Here is a 15,561-nt window from a genome sequence, read left to right as displayed (position 1 = left end):
TCCGTCATGCCGGACGGTGTCCCTCGATCATACGGCGCCGGTAGCCCGTTCGGGGGGCCTGTGGCGTACTCCATGTGCGGCTGCGTCGCTGATCAGCGAGCCGGTCCCACCTGTCACACGCGTCCCGCGGGCCCGTCGGGGCTCAGGCCTCGGCGGTCGCGGGTGCCGCGGTGGCCTCTGCTGCCCCGGGTGTCTCACCGAGCACGTGCAGTTGCGTGGCCACGGAGTGGAACGCGGGCAGTTCCGCGGCGGCGGCCTCCAGCTTGAGCAGCGCCTCCAGGGCGCCGGGCTCGGTGTCCACCAGGACGCCGGGGACCAGGTCGGCGAAGACCCGCACGCCGTGCACGGCCCCGACGCGCAGGCCGGCGCCCTGGACCAGCTCGGTCAGCTGCTCGGCGGTGAAGCGGCGCGGCACCGGGTCGCCCTCGCCCCAGCGCCCGGCCGGGTCGTCAAGGGCGCGGTGGGCCTCGCTGAAGTGCCCGGCGAGGGCGCGGGCCAGGACGGCGCCGCCGAGGCCCGCGGCGAGCAGGCTCACCACGCCGGCGGGGCGCAGCGCGCTGACGACGTTCCGCATGCCTTCGGCCGGGTCGTCCACGTACTCCAGGACGCCGTGGCACAGCACCGCGTCGTACCCGCCGCGCTCGACGACGTCGAAGAGGCCGTGCACGTCGCCCTGCACGCCGCGCACGCGGTCGGCGACACCGGCCTCGGCGGCGCGGCGCTCCAGGGCGAACAGCGCGTTCGGGCTGGGGTCGACGACCGTGACGCGGTGGCCGAGGCGGGCGACCGGCACGGCGAAGTTGCCGCTGCCGCCGCCGGTGTCGAGCACGTCGAGACCGCCGCGGCCGCCGCGGCCTTCGGGTGCGGTGTCCGGCTCCTGCGCCGTGGCCTTGACCCGGCGGTCGAGGGCGTCCTTAAGGACGTCCCAGACCACGGCTGTACGGAGAGAAGCGCGGGGGCGCATCGGGTCCGACACGGCAGTTGACTCCTCGGCGGGGGCTCCGCCTGATCTATGGCGGGCTGTTCGGGTGCGGGCGCTCCCCACCCTATTGCCTTCGCGACCACGCCCCGTCATCCGTCGGCGCCGACCGCTCCGCCCGCCGACCCCCGTCGCCCCCCCCGTCCGCCCCGCGCGAGCAGCCGGGCCGCCCGCGGGGCGACGGGGGTCGGCCGGGATCAGCCCGCGTCCGGCGGCTCCTTTCTCGGCTGGGGCAGCACGGGCTGGAGGACGAGCATGCGCTCGACCAGGCGCAGGAACATCGCCACGTCACGCAGCAGGTCGTCGGCGTCGCGGAGGCTCGCGGCGCCCTGGATGCCCGCCTCGGCGCGGGCCCTGCGGGCGGCACCGGAGGCGAACAGGGCGCTCCACTCGGTCAGTTCGGGGGCTATTTCCGGGAGCACTTCCCAGGCGCTCCGGATGCGCTGCCTGCGGCGCGGGCTGAGCTCGGGGCGGCCGCGGGCGGCGAGGACCGCGGCGGCGGTGCGCAGGGCGGCGAGGTGGGCGGTGGCATAGCGCTCGTTCGGAGTGTCCAGGTGCGCCGCCTCGTCGAGTCCGGCGCGGGCCTGGGCGAGCAGTTCGAGGGCGGCGGGCGGGGCCGTGGCCCGGCGGAGCACCGGGTGGACGTCGCTCGCGGGGCCGGTCAGTGAGGGGGCAGGGCCGAGGGCGCGGCGCCGGCGTGCGGCTGCGGCGTGAGTACTGGCCATGACGAACCTCCTGTCGTCTGTGTGACGGCGCAGTGGCCGTATGTGCCCATCGTGGAGTACGCCACTGACAATCCGCGCTGACCTGCACCTTTGCCTCGATCGAAGGTTCGAGATAACTTTTGCACTGACCAGTCAGTTCAAAAGCAGTCGCAAGGCGATACGAGGGGGGACCGTGGACGGTCCGCACGGCACCGCCGTCAGCGCGGCGGACTTCGGCCTCAAGGGACCGCGGGGCTGGGCGTTCCGGGGGATCGGGATCAAGGCGGAGCCGGGCGCGCTCATCGCGCTCGAAGGCCCGTCGGGCTCCGGCCGCACCTGTCTGCTGCTCGCGCTCACGGGACGTATGCGCGCCACCGAGGGCACGGCGTCCGTGGGCCGCTTCCGGCTGCCCAAGCAGCTCGCGGCGGTGCGCGGGATCAGCGCGCTCGGGCCCGTCCCCGGCGTCACCGACCTGGACCCCGCCCTGACCGTCGCCGAGCACCTGCGGGAACGCGCGCTCCTGGAGCGGCGGTTCGAGGGTTCGCTGCGCGCGCTGCTGCGGCCGCGGTCCGAGCGGGCCACCGCGTCCCGGCTGCGCGTCGACACCGCGGTGCGGGCCGCCGGGCTCGACATCGAGGCACTGCCCAAGGGCTCGCGGACGTCCGTGCGCGACCTGGACCGGCTTCAGGCGCTGCGGCTGTCCGTGGCGCTCGCGCTGATCGGCCGGCCCCGGCTCCTCGGCGTCGACGACACCGACCTGAAGCTCTCGGACGCCGAACGGGACGAGGCCTGGGCCCTGTTGCGGTCCATCGCCGCGCGCGGGACCACCGTCGTGGCCGTGTGCAGCGAGGCCCCCGAGGGGGCGGTCGTCGTACGCACTGAAGAAGTCGTGCGCACCGAAGAACGCGAAGACCCCGAAGAGTACGAAGGCGCCGGAATCGACGACAAGGAGACGGCGGATGCGGTCGCCGAAGCTCGCCGCGCTTGAGCTCAAGCGTTTCGGCAGGGGCAGGCTCCCCCGCGCGGCCCTGGTGGCGCTCATGCTGCTGCCCCTGCTGTACGGCGCGCTGTACCTGTGGTCCTTCTGGGATCCGTACGGCCGCCTGGACAAGATCCCCGTGGCCCTGGTGAACGACGACAAGGGCGCCACCGTCGACGGCAAGAAGCTCACGGCGGGCGACGGCATCGTCGACGGGCTGCGTGACAGCAGGACCTTCGACTGGCACGAGGTGAGCGCCGCCGAGGCCCGCGAGGGCGTCGAGGACGGCACGTACTACCTGTCGCTGACGATGCCGTCCGACTTCAGCGAGCGGGTGGGCTCCAGTTCGGGTGACTCTCCGGAGACGGGCGCTCTGCGGGTCCGCACGAACGACGCCAACAACTACATCGTCGGGCAGATCTCACGGACGGTCTTCTCCGAGGTGCGCACCGCCGCGTCCACGAAGGCGTCGCGGGGCATGCTCGACAAGATCTTCATCTCGTTCTCCGACATCCACGGCAAGACCCAGCAGGCCGCCAAGGGCGCGGACCGGCTCGAAGGCGGCATCGGGAAGGCCAAGAAGGGCTCGGAGAAGCTCGTCGACGGCCTGAAGGACGCCAAGGACGGCAGCGGGGACCTCGCCTCGGGCGTCAAGAAGCTGCACACCGGCGCCGGCGACCTGGAGGACGGCTCACGGCGCGTCGCGGACGGCACCCAGAAGCTGGCCGACCGCGTCAACGGCGACGCGGCCAAGGTCCGGCCGTACCTGAAGGACAACGGCAAGGTACTCGGTGACTCCGCGCAGCTCGTCGCCGACTCCTCCCGTGCGGTGCGCAACAACCTGGACACCCTCGTCGAGAAGGCTCCCAAGGCGGCGACGGACGCCAAGGAGGCGTCGGCCGCCCTGAACGGCCTCTACGAAGAGCAGTGCCAACGGCTCCCCGACCCCGCCGCCTGGTGCCCGAAGCTGAAGAAGGCCAAGGAGGTCGCGGCCGACGTCTCGGTCATCGCCGGAGACGTCGACACCCTCGTCAAGGACCAGAACGGCGACCTGAAGAGCCTCGACACCAACCTCGCCACCCTCCAGAAGAAGGCTCAGGGCCTCGCGGACCGCGCCCCGCACCTGGACGAGAACCTGGAGAAGACCGTCAGGGACGTCAACGCGCTCAACAGGGGCGCGGGGAAGGTCGCCACGGGCGCCAAGAAGCTGCACACGGGCCTCGGCACGGCCCAGACCGGCGCCACGGACCTGGACACGGGCGTCGGCAAGCTGAAGACGGGTGCCGACGACCTCGACGGCGGCATGTTCAAACTGGCCGACGGCTCCCAGGAGTTGGCGGGCGGACTGCACGACGGCGTCAAGAAGATCCCCGACTACGACAAGCAGGACCGCGACCGGCGCACCGACGTCATGGCCGACCCAGTGCAGCTCGCCTCCCAGTCGCTGCACAAGGCGCCCAACTACGGCACCGGTTTCGCCCCGTACTTCATCCCGCTGTCCCTGTGGGTGGGCGCCATGGTGGCGTACATGCTCATCCAGCCGCTCAACCGGCGCGCGCTCGCCGCGGGCGCCCCCGCCTGGCGGATCGCGCTCGCGGGCTGGCTCCCGGTCGCCGCCCTCGGAGTGCTGCAAGTGGGGGCACTCATGTCGGTCCTGCACTGGCGGCTGGGCCTGCAGATGGAGCGGGCGGCCGGGACGATCGGCTTCCTCGTCCTGGTGACCGGCTGCTTCGCGGCGATCGTGCAGTGGCTGAACGCGCGCTTCGGGGCGGCCGGACGGATCCTCGTCCTCGCCTTCCTGATGCTCCAGCTCACCTCGGCGGGCGGCACGTATCCCGTACAGACCAGCCCGAAGTTCTTCGAGGCGATCCACCCCTACCTGCCGATGAGTTACGTCGTCGACGCCCTGCGCAGACTCATCACGGGCGGTGGCCTCGGCCCGGTGTGGACGGCGTGCGCGGTCCTGCTGGCGTTCACCGCGGGCGCGCTGGCGCTCACCGCCGTCTCCGCGCGCCGCAAACAGGTGTGGACTCTGGACCGGCTGCACCCGGAGCTGAGCCTGTGAACGGGTCGGAACCTGTGAAAATCAAGCCCATGGAAAGTAGCGCGAGCAGCACGCGGCGTGAGGCCACCCGGCAGAAGCTCTACGAAGCCGCCGTCACCCTCATCGCGGAACAGGGGTTCTCCGCCACGACAGTTGACGAGATCGCCGAGCGGGCGGGAGTCGCGAAAGGCACGGTCTACTACAACTTCGCCAGCAAATCAGTCCTCTTCGAAGAGCTGCTGCGGCACGGCGTGGGGCTGCTCACCGCCTCCCTCAAACAGGCCGCGGACGAAGCCGCCCTGGAGGGGGGCCGGCAGGTCGACGCGCTGGACGCGATGATCCGCGCGGGCCTCCTCTTCATCGACCGCTATCCGGCCTTCACCCAGCTGTACGTGGCCGAGCTGTGGCGCACGAACCGTGCCTGGCAGTCCACGCTCATGGTCGTGCGCCAGCAGGCTGTCGCGGTCGTCGAGGACGTCCTGCGCGAGGGCGTGCGGAACGGCGAGCTGAGCGAGGAGATCGACATCCCGCTGACGGCGGCCGCGCTCGTCGGGATGGTCCTGGTGGCGGCGCTCGACTGGCAGGCCTTCCAGCCGGAGCGCTCGCTGGACGACGTGCACGCGGCGCTGTCGCGGCTGCTCCAGGGGAGGGTGAGCGGCGGGAGGTAGCGGGCGGCACCCAGAGCGGCCCCGTTCACCCGTTCGCAGTCGTCGCGCGGCGCGGGTCCGGTGGCCTGGAACCCCAGGCCACCGGACCCGCGCTTCTTGCATTCCCCCGCACGACCCCCGTGGTCGTCCCCCGGTCACCCCCGTTCCTCCCTCCCGACAGAGGCGGGAGGAGCGGCAAGGGCGCCGCCCCGTTCCGCCGCCCCGTGTCGGCGGTGCCGGTACCGCGCCCTTCTCCGTGCCCTCACTCTTCCGTCCCCGCAGGTCGGGGCCCATCCGCGCGCGTACTCATCTCCTTCACTAGGTACGGATACTCAGGCCTGAGTGCTCACCCCCAGGCAGGCCGACCTGGATGCTCATGCCGGGCTGGAACGGTCCCCGCTGGTTACGATCACGTCCGTGTCCGTACTCCCCCTGGTGTTCACCAGTGGCTGGGCGAGCGGGATCAACGCCTACGCGGTGATCCTGCTGCTCGGTGTCTTCGGGGCCACGGGGCTGTCCGACGAGGTCCCGGAGTCGCTGCAGAGCCCCGGCGTGCTGATCACCGCGGGCGTGCTGTTCGCCTGCGAGGCCGTCGCCGACAAGATCCCTTACGTCGATTCGGCGTGGGACGCGGTGCACACCGTCGTCCGGCCGGTGTCCGGCGCTGTGGTTGGGGCGCTGCTCGCCGGGCAGAGCGGTTCGCTGCCGGACGTGGCGGCGGGCGCGGTCGGCGGCTCGACGGCCCTCGCGAGCCACGCCGTCAAGGCCGGGACGCGGATGGCGGTCAACACCTCCCCCGAGCCGTTCAGCAACCTCGTCCTGAGCACCGCCGAGGACCTCGGGGTCGGCGGAATCGTCAGCTTCGCGATGTTCCACCCCGAGGCCGCGGCGATCATCGCGGCCGTGCTGCTCGTCGCCGGTCTCGTACTGCTGCTGTTCCTCGCACACCGGATCCGGCGGTTCCTGCGGCGCAGGGCGCAGCGCCGGGAGGAACGGCGGCTCGCGGCGGCGGCAGGGCGGCCACCGGACTGAGGCGGCGGGCGTTCACCGGACGGAGAACGGGACGGTGCCGGGCACCCGACAACACTGTCAGTGGCGGCCGATACAGTCCCTGGCATGGCACGGATTGTGGTGATCGGCGCCGGGATGGGCGCCATGACGGCCGCCGCCCGGCTGGCCGTCGCGGGCCACCGGGTGGTGGTGCACGAGCGCGCGGCGACGTACGGCGGCGCGCTGGGCCGCGTGGAGCGTGACGGCTTCGGCTTCGACACGGGCCCGGCCGTGCTCCATCTGCCCGCGGTCTACCGCGATCTGTTCGTGAAGACGGGCAAGCAGCCCCTGGAGGAGTGCGTCGAGCTGACCCAGGTCGAGCCGGCCGTGCGGCACGTCTTCGCGGACGGCACGACGACGGACCTGCCGAACGCCTCGCGCGCGGGCGTCGGCGAGGCCCTGGACGCCGCGCTCGGCACCGGCGCGGGCGCGCGCTGGGCGGCGCTCATGAACCGCGCGCGGGAGGCCTGGGACCGCACCCGCCGCCCCCTCCTGGAAGAGCCCCTGTGGCCGAACTGGCAGGTGCTCGCCGAGCGCGAGCCCTATCCCTCGGTCGCCCAGAAGCGCCTGCTGCGCCGCGAGCGGCGCGCGACCACGCTCGCCGAGATCGCCGAGTTCGAGCTGGGCGGCGAGCCCCGCCTGTGCGCTCTCCTCGGCCACTACGCCCTGGCGCACGGCCTGGATCCGCGCACGGCCCCGGCGAGCGCGGCAGTCCTGCCGTACATGGAGCAGACCTTCGGCACCTGGTCCGTGCGCGGCGGCATGAGGGCCCTCGCGACGGCGGTGTACGAGCGGTGTCTGGCCCGCAGGGTCGAGTTCGCGTTCGACTCGGCGGTCGTGCGGATCGTGGAGAAGGACGGCCGCGCGGCGGGAGTCGAGCTTGCGGACGGGACCGTCGTGGACGCCGACTTCGTGGTGGCCGGCGTCGCCCCCGAGGTGCTGGCCCGGATGCTGTCAGGGACGGCCGCCCGCGCTCCCCAGGACGTCCCCCCGCAGTCCGGCCTGCCCAGCCGCCTCACGGTCCTGCTCGCCCTGCGCGGGCCCCGCCCGGAGGGAGCGCCACACAAGACGGTGGTGCACGCAGCCGACGGCGCGAAGGAGCTGGACGGCCTGTTCGGCGATCACCCGGCCATGGTGGCGCAGCCCACGATGACGGTGACGCGGCCCGACGACAGCACGTCGGTGCCGGACGCCGGCCACGAAGCGGTCACGCTGACCACCACAGTGCCCGCGGATCCCGGCGGCCCGGACCGGCCATCGCCCGGCGGCCCGGACCGGCCGTCGCGCGACGTCTTCGCCGTACAGGCCGAAAGCCTGATCACCCACGCCGAACGCGCGATACCCGACCTCCGTGACCGCCTCCTGTGGCACGAGGTCCGCGCCCCCGCGGACGTCGCCGAGAGCACCGGCGCCGACGGCGGCGCGGTCCCGCCCCCGGCCCTCGCGGCCGCCGGCGGGCGGCGCCTGCACCCGGCCAACAGCACGGCGCTGACGGGGCTCTACACGGTCGGCGGCTGGTCGCACCCCGGCGGCGGACTGCCGCACGCGGGCATGTCCGGGACGCTGGTCGCCGGACTCGTCGTGGAGGGCCCGGAGTTCCGGGGGTCGCAGTGACCGCGGCTCAAGAGCCGATCGCAGTGACCGCTGCTCAAGAAGAGATCGAAGTAACCGCTGCTCAATACCGGTACTGCTGCTCCCCGTTGAACCCGGACTCATAGCCGAACGTGTCCCCGGGCTGCTGCGGCACCTCGCCCGGGAACGGCGGATAGCCGGGCTGCTCGGGCGGGAGTTCGCCCGGCAGGCCGCCGCCGTACGGCGGCGCGGCGTCGGTCGTGCGCTGCTGCGGGACCCACACGCCGCCGGGCGGGGTGTCCTGGTAGCCGCCGCCGTAGGTGTCGCCCCCGTAGGGCGCGTACGGCGGCGGGTCGCCGTAGGTGTCGTAGCCCGGCTGCGCGCCGTAGGTCTGCGTGCCGATGTACGGGTCGGAGTAGGCGGCGTACCGCTGCTCGCCGGTCTCGCCGTAGGCGAAGTGCAGCGAGTCCTGCTGCTCCTGCTGAGCCTGCCCGCCCTGCGGGTCGTACGCGGCGTAGGTGTCGAAGCCGTAGTTGTCACCGGCCGGGGGCTGGGCGTACGCCGCGTCGCTGTAGACGCCGTACTGGCCGGTGTCGTCGGGCATGGGCTCGGGCGCGTACACGCCGGTGCCGGTGTTCTCCTGGGCGAGGACGTCCGGCGGGGGCGCGCCGGGCTCGGGCGGCGCCGCCGCGTACTCGAGGTCGGACACCTGGAGCGTGGGCTCCGGGGCCGCGCCGCGCGCGCCCGCGCCCTTGCGGCGCCTGCTCGCGCCCGGCTGCCCGCCGAGCGCCCAGCCGGTGGAGAAGCCCCGGCGGAATGACAGCGTCACGTACGTCTGTCCGGTCGCGAACGCGATCGCGCCCACCGCGATGACCGCCACCGACGGCATCAGGACGCCGGCGACGACGCCGAGGAAGCCGACGAAGGCGAGCAGCCGCCAGCGCAGCCGTGCCTTGTACTGCAGCAGCACCTCGCCGAGCAGCCACAGCGCGACGATGCCGAACGCGATGTAGAGGACCGTCCAGCCCATGTACGCCCCTCTCCCCTGCGGCCGCGGCCTCAGGGGTACGACCGGTCAGGCCTGCTGGTGGTGCAGGCCCAGATTTTCGTAGATCTCCAGCGTCGCCGTGGAGTTGTTCAGCGTGATGAAGTGCAGCCCCGGCACTCCCTCGGCGAGCAGTCGCGCGCAGAACTCCGTCGCGAACTCGATGCCAATGGAGCGTACAGCGGCGGGATCGTCTTTGACCGAGAGGATCCGCTCTTTCAGTTCGGGCGGGAAATCCGCGTTGCTGAGCTGCGGCAATCGCTCCAGCTGGCGCACATTCGTCACCGGCATGATCTCCGGGATGATCGGCGTCTCGCAGCCTGCCGCCTCGACGCGGTCGCGCAGGCGGAGGTATTCCTCCGGGTGGAAGAACATCTGGGTGATCGCGTAGTCGGCGCCCGCGCGGCACTTGTCGACGAAGTTCCGGACGTCGGACTCCCAGTCCGCCGAGCGCGGGTGCATCGCCGGGAACGCGGCCACGCCCACGCAGAAATCGCCCGATTCCTTGATGAGCCGTACCAGCTCGGCGGCGTAGGTCAGCCCCTCGGGGTGTTTGACCCACTCGCCCATCGGGTCGCCGGGCGGATCGCCGCGCAGCGCGAGCATGTTGCGGATCCCGGCGTCGGCGTACTGCCCGATGATGTTGCGCAGTTCGGCGACGGAGTGGTCGACGGCGGTGAGGTGGGCGACGGGCGTGAGGGTCGAGTCGGCGACGATCTGCTGGGTCTCGCGCACCGTGCCCGCGCGCGTGGAGCCGCCGGCGCCGTACGTCACGGAGACGAAGCTGGGCGCGACGGCCTCGACCCTGCGCAGCGAGTTCCACAGGATCCGCTCGCCCTTGGGAGTCTTCGGCGCCGAGAACTCGAAGGAGTACGTGGTTTTGCCGGTCGCGAGCATGTCACGCACGGTCCGTGCGCGGTCAGTCCTGGTGGAAGCAGTGCCTAGGGCCATACCGGCAGGTTAGCCAGGCTGGGGCGGTCCCCCAACCGCACGTTGGTCATTTGTCCTGTTAGTCGGTTTGTTGTCCACGCATCGGACACCATGGGGGTGTTGATCAAACGGGTGTACGTATATGAAAACGGGCCAAAATCGCGACCGGGCCGCAGGGAGAGCTCGGCCCCTCAGGCCGTACGCAGCCGCTTGGCGAAGTCCGCGGCGGCGGCGCCGGGGTCGTCCGCCTCGGTCAGGGCGCGGACGACTACCACCCGGCGTGCGCCGGCTTCGAGGACCTCGTCCAGGTTGCCCGCGTCGATGCCGCCGATCGCGAACCAGGGGCGGTCGGTGCCGAGCGAGGCCGTGTACCGGACCAGGTCGAGGCCCGGGGCGGGCCGGCCCGGCTTCGTGGGGGTCGGCCAGCACGGGCCGGTGCAGAAGTAGTCCACGCCGTCCTGGACGGCGGCCGCGGCGGCCTCGTGCTCGGCGTGCGTGGAGCGGCCGATCAGGACGTCGTCGCCGGTCGGGCCGAGGATGGCGCGGGCCGCGGGCACGGGCAGGTCGCCCTGGCCCAGGTGCAGCACGTCGGCGCCGATGGCATGCGCGACGTCCGCGCGGTCGTTCACCGCGAGGAGCTTGCCGTGCCGGCGCGCGGCCTCGGCGAAGACCTGGAGGTGCTCCAGCTCCTCGGCGGCCTCCATGCCCTTGTCGCGCAGCTGCACGATGTCGACGCCGCCCGCGAGGACGGCGTCCAGGAACTGCGGGAGGTCCCCCTGGCGCTTGCGGGCGTCCACGCACAGGTAGAGCAGGGCGTCGGCGAGCCGGGCGCGCGCGGACGCGCCCGCCGTGTCGGTGGCCATGGAGAAGTCCCCCCGTGTCGGTGGCGTACGGGCCGCGGGTGCGGCCCGTACGCCGGACGGTTGTTTCAGGTCAGACGGCGAGCGCCTGCGCGCGGCGCTTCACCTCCGTCCCGCGATTCTCGCTCAGGGCCTGCGCGGGGGTGCCCGGCAGGGTCGGGTCGGGGGTGAAGAGCCACTCGAGCGCTTCTTCGTCGGTGAAACCGTCGTCCCTCAGGAGCGTCAGGGTGCCGGAAAGGCCCTTGACCACCTTGTCGCCGTCGATGAAGGCGGCGGGCACCTGGAGCGCGCGGTTCTCACCACGGCGCACGGCGATGAGCTGGCCCTCCTTGACCAGCTGGCGCACGCGCGTCACCTCCACACCGAGCATCTCTGCGATGTCGGGGAGGTACAGCCAGGCGGGGACGAGAGCATCGGTCTTTGCGTCAATCTCGGTCACGGATCAAGCGTGCCATTTCTGGCCGGGGGCCGGAAGCGGGGGTGTGGCCCTGGTGGGTCCCAGGGTGCCCCCTGGGGGTACATGGGTCCCTGTGGTCCTTGGAGTGGCCGGAACCGGGGCTGTGCCCGCCCGTTCCGCCCTGTGGGCGGCCCAGCCGCCCACAGGGGAACCGGTCGGGCCGCCCGCAGGGGTGGGCAGCACCGGTCCGGTGCAGGGCGGGGGATCCGCCGCGCAGCGGCGGGGCAGGGTGAGCGGTGTCACCCACCGGACGGCCGTAACGGGCGGGTGGGTGGGAAAAGACCCCCGCCGCGAAGCGGCAGGGGGTCAAGAGGCGACGGCGCGCTTCAGGGGGATTGCCGGGTCCGCGGTCAGGGTGGGGTCCAGGCGGGTCGCGGACTCGATCAGCTTGCGGGCCTGGGCGAGGTCCCGGGGGCGGCCCACCGCGAGAAGGGCGGTGAGTGCTCCGTCACGGAGCCAGCAGACCGTCCACGCGGGCGTCGCGGGGTCGCCCCGCCAGATCAGCTCGTCGCCGGGCGAGTGGTGGCCCGCGTACTGGACGAAGCGCCCGAACTGCTCGGACCAGAAGTACGGCACGGGGTCGTACACCGACGGAGTCTCGCCGATGATGTTCGCCGCGACCGTGCGCGGGCCCTGGATCGCGTTGTCCCAGTGGTGCACGAGCAGCCGCTCCCCGTACCGCCCCGAAGGGAACGACGCGCAGTCGCCGACCGCGTACACATCGGGCGCGGACGTGCGAAGCCGCTCGTCGGCCAGCACCTCGCGGTGGGCGCCGAGCGCGATGCCGGAGCCCACGAGCCACGCCGTCGCGGGCCGCGCGCCGATGCCGACGACGACGGCGCCCGCGGGCAGCCGCGTGCCGTCGTCGAGGAACACCGCGCCGGGCTCGACGCGCTCCACGCGCGCGTGGGTGCGCAGTTCGGCCCCGGCGTCGGCGTACCAGGCCGCCATCGGCGCCGCGACCTCGGCGGGCAGCGCGCCCGCGAGCGGGCGGTCCGCGGCCTCCACCACGGTCACGGAACAGCCCGCGTCACGGGCCGCCGTGGTGAACTCGGCGCCGATCCAGCCCGCGCCGACGACCACGACGTCGTGCTGCTCGGCGAGGACCGGCCGCAGCCGCTCGGCGTCGTCGAGCGTGCGCAGCAGATGCACGCCGGGGACGCCCTCGGAGCCGGGCAGCCGAATCGGTTCGGCGCCGGTCGCGAGGACCAGGGTGTCGTACCCGACCGGGCCCGCCTCGGTGTCCAGTTCGTGGTCGGCGGGGCGGACGCCGGTGACGTCGAGCCCCAGCCGCAGTTCGATGCCGAGCGCCTCGAAGTCGATGTCGAAGGCGGAGCCCTCCGCCTTGCCGAGCAGCACCGCCTTGGACAGCGGCGGCCGGTCGTACGGCTGATGGGGCTCCGCGCCGATCAGCGTGATCGTGCCCGTGAAGCCCTGCTCACGCAGCGCCACTGCGGACTGCACCCCGGCCATCCCGGCGCCGACGATCACCACGCGCCGCCCCGCCGCCACCCTCTTCTGCTCGTCGCTCACCCGATCAACTCTAGGGCGACGCCCCCGGCCGCGGACACGACGGGCTTAACTCCCCGCCGGGCGACGGGCTAGGCTGACGGTGCAGAGCACTCGCGGGAGCCCGGACGCACCGGGCTGAGAGGGAGGCTGGGACGGCCTCCGACCGTACGAACCTGATCCGGGTCATGCCGGCGAAGGGAGGGGCTGGACGCCCATGCGTTCCCGTACGAATGGCGATTCCCGTGCGACCCGTGCGACCCGTACGGCCCGTACGAATGGCGATACGAAACCGACACCATCGTCCCCAGAAGGCCCGCCTTGTGACGTTCTCGTCGTCGGCGGCGGCGTCATAGGGCTGGTCACCGCCTGGCGGGCGGCGCAGCGGGGCCTCGCCGTCACCGTCGTCGACCCCGAGCCGGGCGGCGGCGCGGCGCAGGTCGCGGCGGGCATGCTGGCCGCCGTCACCGAGCTGCACTACGGCGAGCAGACCCTGCTCGGCCTGAACCTGGCGTCGGCGCGCCGCTATCCGGACTTCGCGGCCGAGCTGACGGAGGCGTCCGGCGAGGACATCGGCTACCGCGCGTGCGGCACGCTCGCCGTCGCGCTCGACGCCGACGACCGTGCGCACCTGCGCGATCTGCACGCCCTCCAGGTGCGGTCGGGGCTCACATCGGAGTGGCTGAACGGCCGCGAGTGCCGGCGTCTGGAGCCGATGCTCGCTCCAGGGGTACGGGGCGGGCTGCGCGTCGACGGCGACCATCAGGTCGACCCGCGCAGGCTCGCGGCCGCCCTCGTCGTGGCGTGCGAGCGGGCCGGGGTGCGGTTCACGCGCGCATGGGCGCGGGCGCTGTCGGTCGTACGCGACCGGGCCGCCGGTGTCGTCCTCGCGGACGGCACCGCGCTTTCGGCCGGGCAGACCGTGCTTGCCGGGGGCAGCCTCAGCGGGCGGCTCGAAGGGGTACCCGAGGGCGTGACGCCGCCGGTCAGGCCCGTGAAGGGGCAGGTGCTGCGGCTGACGGTGCCGGGGCGGTACGCGCCGTTCCTGAGCCGCACCGTGCGGGCCGTCGTGCGCGGCAGCCACGTCTACCTGGTGCCGCGGGTCAGCGGCGAGCTCGTCGTGGGCGCGACCAGTGAGGAGCTGGGCTGGGACACGACGGTCACCGCGGGCGGCGTGTACGAGTTGCTGCGCGACGCCCACGAGCTCGTACCGGGCATCACGGAGCTGCCCCTCACGGAGACGCGCGCCGGGCTGCGGCCCGGCTCCCCCGACAACGCGCCGCTGCTCGGGCCGACCGCGCTGGCCGGGCTGCACCTCGCCACCGGGCACTACCGCAACGGCGTCCTCCTGACGCCCGTCACCGGGGACGTCATGGCGCACGCCCTGACCACCGGCGAACTGCCGGACGAGGCCGCCGCGTTCACGCCGCGCCGCTTCGCCGCTGCCCCCTCGCCCCGCCCGAACTCCCCCAAGCACCTCACGGAGCTGTCCGCATGACCACGCCCTTCGCCGTACTCGCCGTCTCCGTCAACGGGGAGGTACGAGACGTGGCCGCCGGGACCACGCTCGACGCCGTCGTCGCCCAACTGACCGCCGCGCCCGCCGGAGTCGCCGCCGCGCTCAACGAAACCGTCGTCCCGCGCGCGGAGTGGGCCGCCACCGCGCTCAGCGACGGCGACCGCGTCGAGGTCCTCACCGCCGTCCAGGGAGGCTGACGCACATGGCGGACGATCCCTTCGTCATCGGCGGCCTCACGCTGTCGTCGCGACTGATCATGGGTACGGGCGGTGCGCCCAGCCTGGACGTGCTTGAACGGTCCCTCGTCGCCTCCGGTACGGAGCTGACCACCGTCGCGATGCGGCGGCTCGACCCCGGCGTACGGGGGTCCGTGCTGTCCGTCCTGGAGCGGCTCGGCATCCGGGTGCTGCCGAACACGGCCGGGTGCTTCACCGCGGGCGAGGCCGTGCTGACCGCCCGGCTCGCCCGTGAGGCCCTGGGCACGGACCTGGTGAAGCTGGAGGTCATCGCGGACGAGCGCACGCTGCTGCCCGATCCGGTGGAGCTCCTGGACGCCGCCGAAATCCTCGTCGACGACGGCTTCACCGTCCTGCCGTACACCAACGACGATCCCGTGCTCGCCCGGAAGCTGGAGGACGTCGGCTGCGCGGCCGTCATGCCGCTCGGCTCCCCCATCGGCTCCGGGCTAGGCATCCGCAACCCGCACAACTTCCAGCTCATCGTGGAGCACGCGCGCGTGCCGGTGATCCTGGACGCCGGCGCCGGCACCGCGTCGGACGCCGCGCTCGCCATGGAGCTGGGCTGCGCCGGGGTGATGCTCGCGTCGGCCGTGACGCGGGCGCAGGAACCGGTGCTCATGGCCGAGGCGATGCGCCACGGAGTCCTGGCGGGGCGCCTCGCGTACCTGGGCGGCCGCATCCCGCGCCGCCACTTCGCCGAGGCGTCGTCCCCCACGGAGGGGCGGGCGGCCCTCGACCCGGAACGACCGGCGTTCTGACGACCGCGAGCGCGGCAACCGTCCCCGCCGCTGCGCGGCGGGTTTCCCACCCACCCGCCCGTGACTGTGGGCCCCGGGGTGACCGCCGAGGGCAGGGGCGGCAACGGTTCCGCCGCTGCGCGGCGGCTCCTCCCACCCGCCCACCCGTATCTGTGGGCCCCGAGGTGACCGCCACGGGGTGAGCCGGGGCAAGGGACCCGGACGGGCGGGCGGTTCGGCAGCGATGGTCGCGGGTTACTCAGGGGCGGGGAGCCGCCGGGGCGAGGGTC

The 15,561-nt window shown here is 73.2% G+C and carries 15 protein-coding genes and 1 riboswitch; of the genes, 8 read left to right on the top strand and 7 right to left on the bottom strand.

The genetic code is table 11. From position 1 onward, the window contains the following. Nucleotides 1-142 precede the first annotated feature (142 nt). Complete coding sequence (locus tag AC0KTA_RS28290) at nt 143-976, bottom strand: methyltransferase (protein WP_481051038.1); 834 nt, start codon at nt 974-976, stop codon at nt 143-145. 200 nt (nt 977-1,176) lie between these two features. Then, nucleotides 1,177-1,704, bottom strand: coding sequence for an SAV_6107 family HEPN domain-containing protein (locus tag AC0KTA_RS28285; protein ID WP_481051037.1), 528 nt, complete (start codon nt 1,702-1,704; stop codon nt 1,177-1,179). A gap of 172 nt (nt 1,705-1,876) precedes the next feature. Here AC0KTA_RS28285 and AC0KTA_RS28280 point away from each other — a divergent pair, with 172 nt between their 5' ends. The 5 genes from AC0KTA_RS28280 to AC0KTA_RS28260 all read left to right on the top strand — a co-directional run bounded on the left by AC0KTA_RS28280 (nt 1,877) and on the right by AC0KTA_RS28260 (nt 8,017). Then, nucleotides 1,877-2,671, top strand: coding sequence for an ATP-binding cassette domain-containing protein (locus AC0KTA_RS28280; RefSeq protein ID WP_481051036.1), 795 nt, complete (start codon nt 1,877-1,879; stop codon nt 2,669-2,671). Continuing rightward, the gene (locus tag AC0KTA_RS28275; protein ID WP_481051035.1) at nt 2,643-4,727 is read left to right on the top strand and encodes a YhgE/Pip family protein; all 2,085 of its coding nucleotides are present in this window, start codon (nt 2,643-2,645) and stop codon (nt 4,725-4,727) included. Before AC0KTA_RS28280 ends, AC0KTA_RS28275 begins: the two co-directional genes overlap by 29 nt. A gap of 29 nt (nt 4,728-4,756) precedes the next feature. Then, nucleotides 4,757-5,374, top strand: a complete 618-nt coding sequence (locus AC0KTA_RS28270) for a TetR/AcrR family transcriptional regulator (RefSeq protein WP_481051034.1) — start codon at nt 4,757-4,759, stop codon at nt 5,372-5,374. Nucleotides 5,375-5,770: 396 nt separating this feature from the next. After that, on the top strand, nt 5,771-6,385 hold the full coding sequence (locus tag AC0KTA_RS28265) for a DUF4126 domain-containing protein (protein ID WP_481051033.1): 615 nt from the start codon (nt 5,771-5,773) through the stop codon (nt 6,383-6,385). Nucleotides 6,386-6,469: 84 nt separating this feature from the next. Continuing rightward, entirely contained in the window at nt 6,470-8,017 is a 1,548-nt protein-coding gene (locus AC0KTA_RS28260; RefSeq protein WP_481051032.1) for a phytoene desaturase family protein, read from the top strand. Between the two features lie 61 nt (nt 8,018-8,078). Here the strand turns inward: AC0KTA_RS28260 and AC0KTA_RS28255 are convergent, their stop codons facing one another. The 5 genes from AC0KTA_RS28255 to AC0KTA_RS28235 form a co-directional block, all read right to left on the bottom strand. After that, entirely contained in the window at nt 8,079-9,005 is a 927-nt protein-coding gene (locus AC0KTA_RS28255) for a hypothetical protein (protein ID WP_481051031.1), read from the bottom strand. A 45-nt stretch (nt 9,006-9,050) separates the two neighbouring features. Then, nucleotides 9,051-9,971 carry a methylenetetrahydrofolate reductase [NAD(P)H] gene (metF, locus tag AC0KTA_RS28250; RefSeq protein WP_481051030.1) on the bottom strand — a complete coding sequence of 307 codons (921 nt, stop codon included), beginning with the start codon at nt 9,969-9,971 and terminating at the stop codon, nt 9,051-9,053. 170 nt (nt 9,972-10,141) lie between these two features. Continuing rightward, nucleotides 10,142-10,813, bottom strand: coding sequence for a thiamine phosphate synthase (gene thiE, locus AC0KTA_RS28245; RefSeq protein ID WP_481051029.1), 672 nt, complete (start codon nt 10,811-10,813; stop codon nt 10,142-10,144). A gap of 70 nt (nt 10,814-10,883) precedes the next feature. Continuing rightward, nucleotides 10,884-11,249: an Rv2175c family DNA-binding protein gene (locus AC0KTA_RS28240; protein WP_481051028.1), complete on the bottom strand. Its 366-nt coding sequence runs from the start codon at nt 11,247-11,249 to the stop codon at nt 10,884-10,886. Between the two features lie 324 nt (nt 11,250-11,573). After that, nucleotides 11,574-12,740, bottom strand: a complete 1,167-nt coding sequence (locus tag AC0KTA_RS28235; RefSeq protein ID WP_481056588.1) for an NAD(P)/FAD-dependent oxidoreductase — start codon at nt 12,738-12,740, stop codon at nt 11,574-11,576. A gap of 142 nt (nt 12,741-12,882) precedes the next feature. After that, nucleotides 12,883-12,996, top strand: a riboswitch (TPP riboswitch). On the opposite strand from AC0KTA_RS28235, the gene thiO reads away from it, so the two are divergent. From thiO to AC0KTA_RS28220, 3 genes are all read left to right on the top strand, one after another. Then, a complete protein-coding gene (gene thiO / locus AC0KTA_RS28230; RefSeq protein WP_481051027.1) occupies nt 12,994-14,274 on the top strand; it encodes a glycine oxidase ThiO in 1,281 nt (426 codons plus the stop codon). Its footprint overlaps the riboswitch before it by 3 nt. Next, nucleotides 14,271-14,492, top strand: a complete 222-nt coding sequence (thiS, locus tag AC0KTA_RS28225) for a sulfur carrier protein ThiS (RefSeq protein ID WP_481051026.1) — start codon at nt 14,271-14,273, stop codon at nt 14,490-14,492. Before thiO ends, thiS begins: the two co-directional genes overlap by 4 nt. 5 nt (nt 14,493-14,497) lie before the next feature. Further along, on the top strand, nt 14,498-15,292 hold the full coding sequence (locus AC0KTA_RS28220; RefSeq protein ID WP_481051025.1) for a thiazole synthase: 795 nt from the start codon (nt 14,498-14,500) through the stop codon (nt 15,290-15,292). The last annotated feature ends 269 nt before the right edge of the window (nt 15,293-15,561 follow it).

This window comes from Streptomyces sp. Y309 (assembly GCF_056712025.1).
Note: the sequence above shows the minus strand (reverse complement) of the source record. Positions and strands in the feature narration are given on the sequence as shown.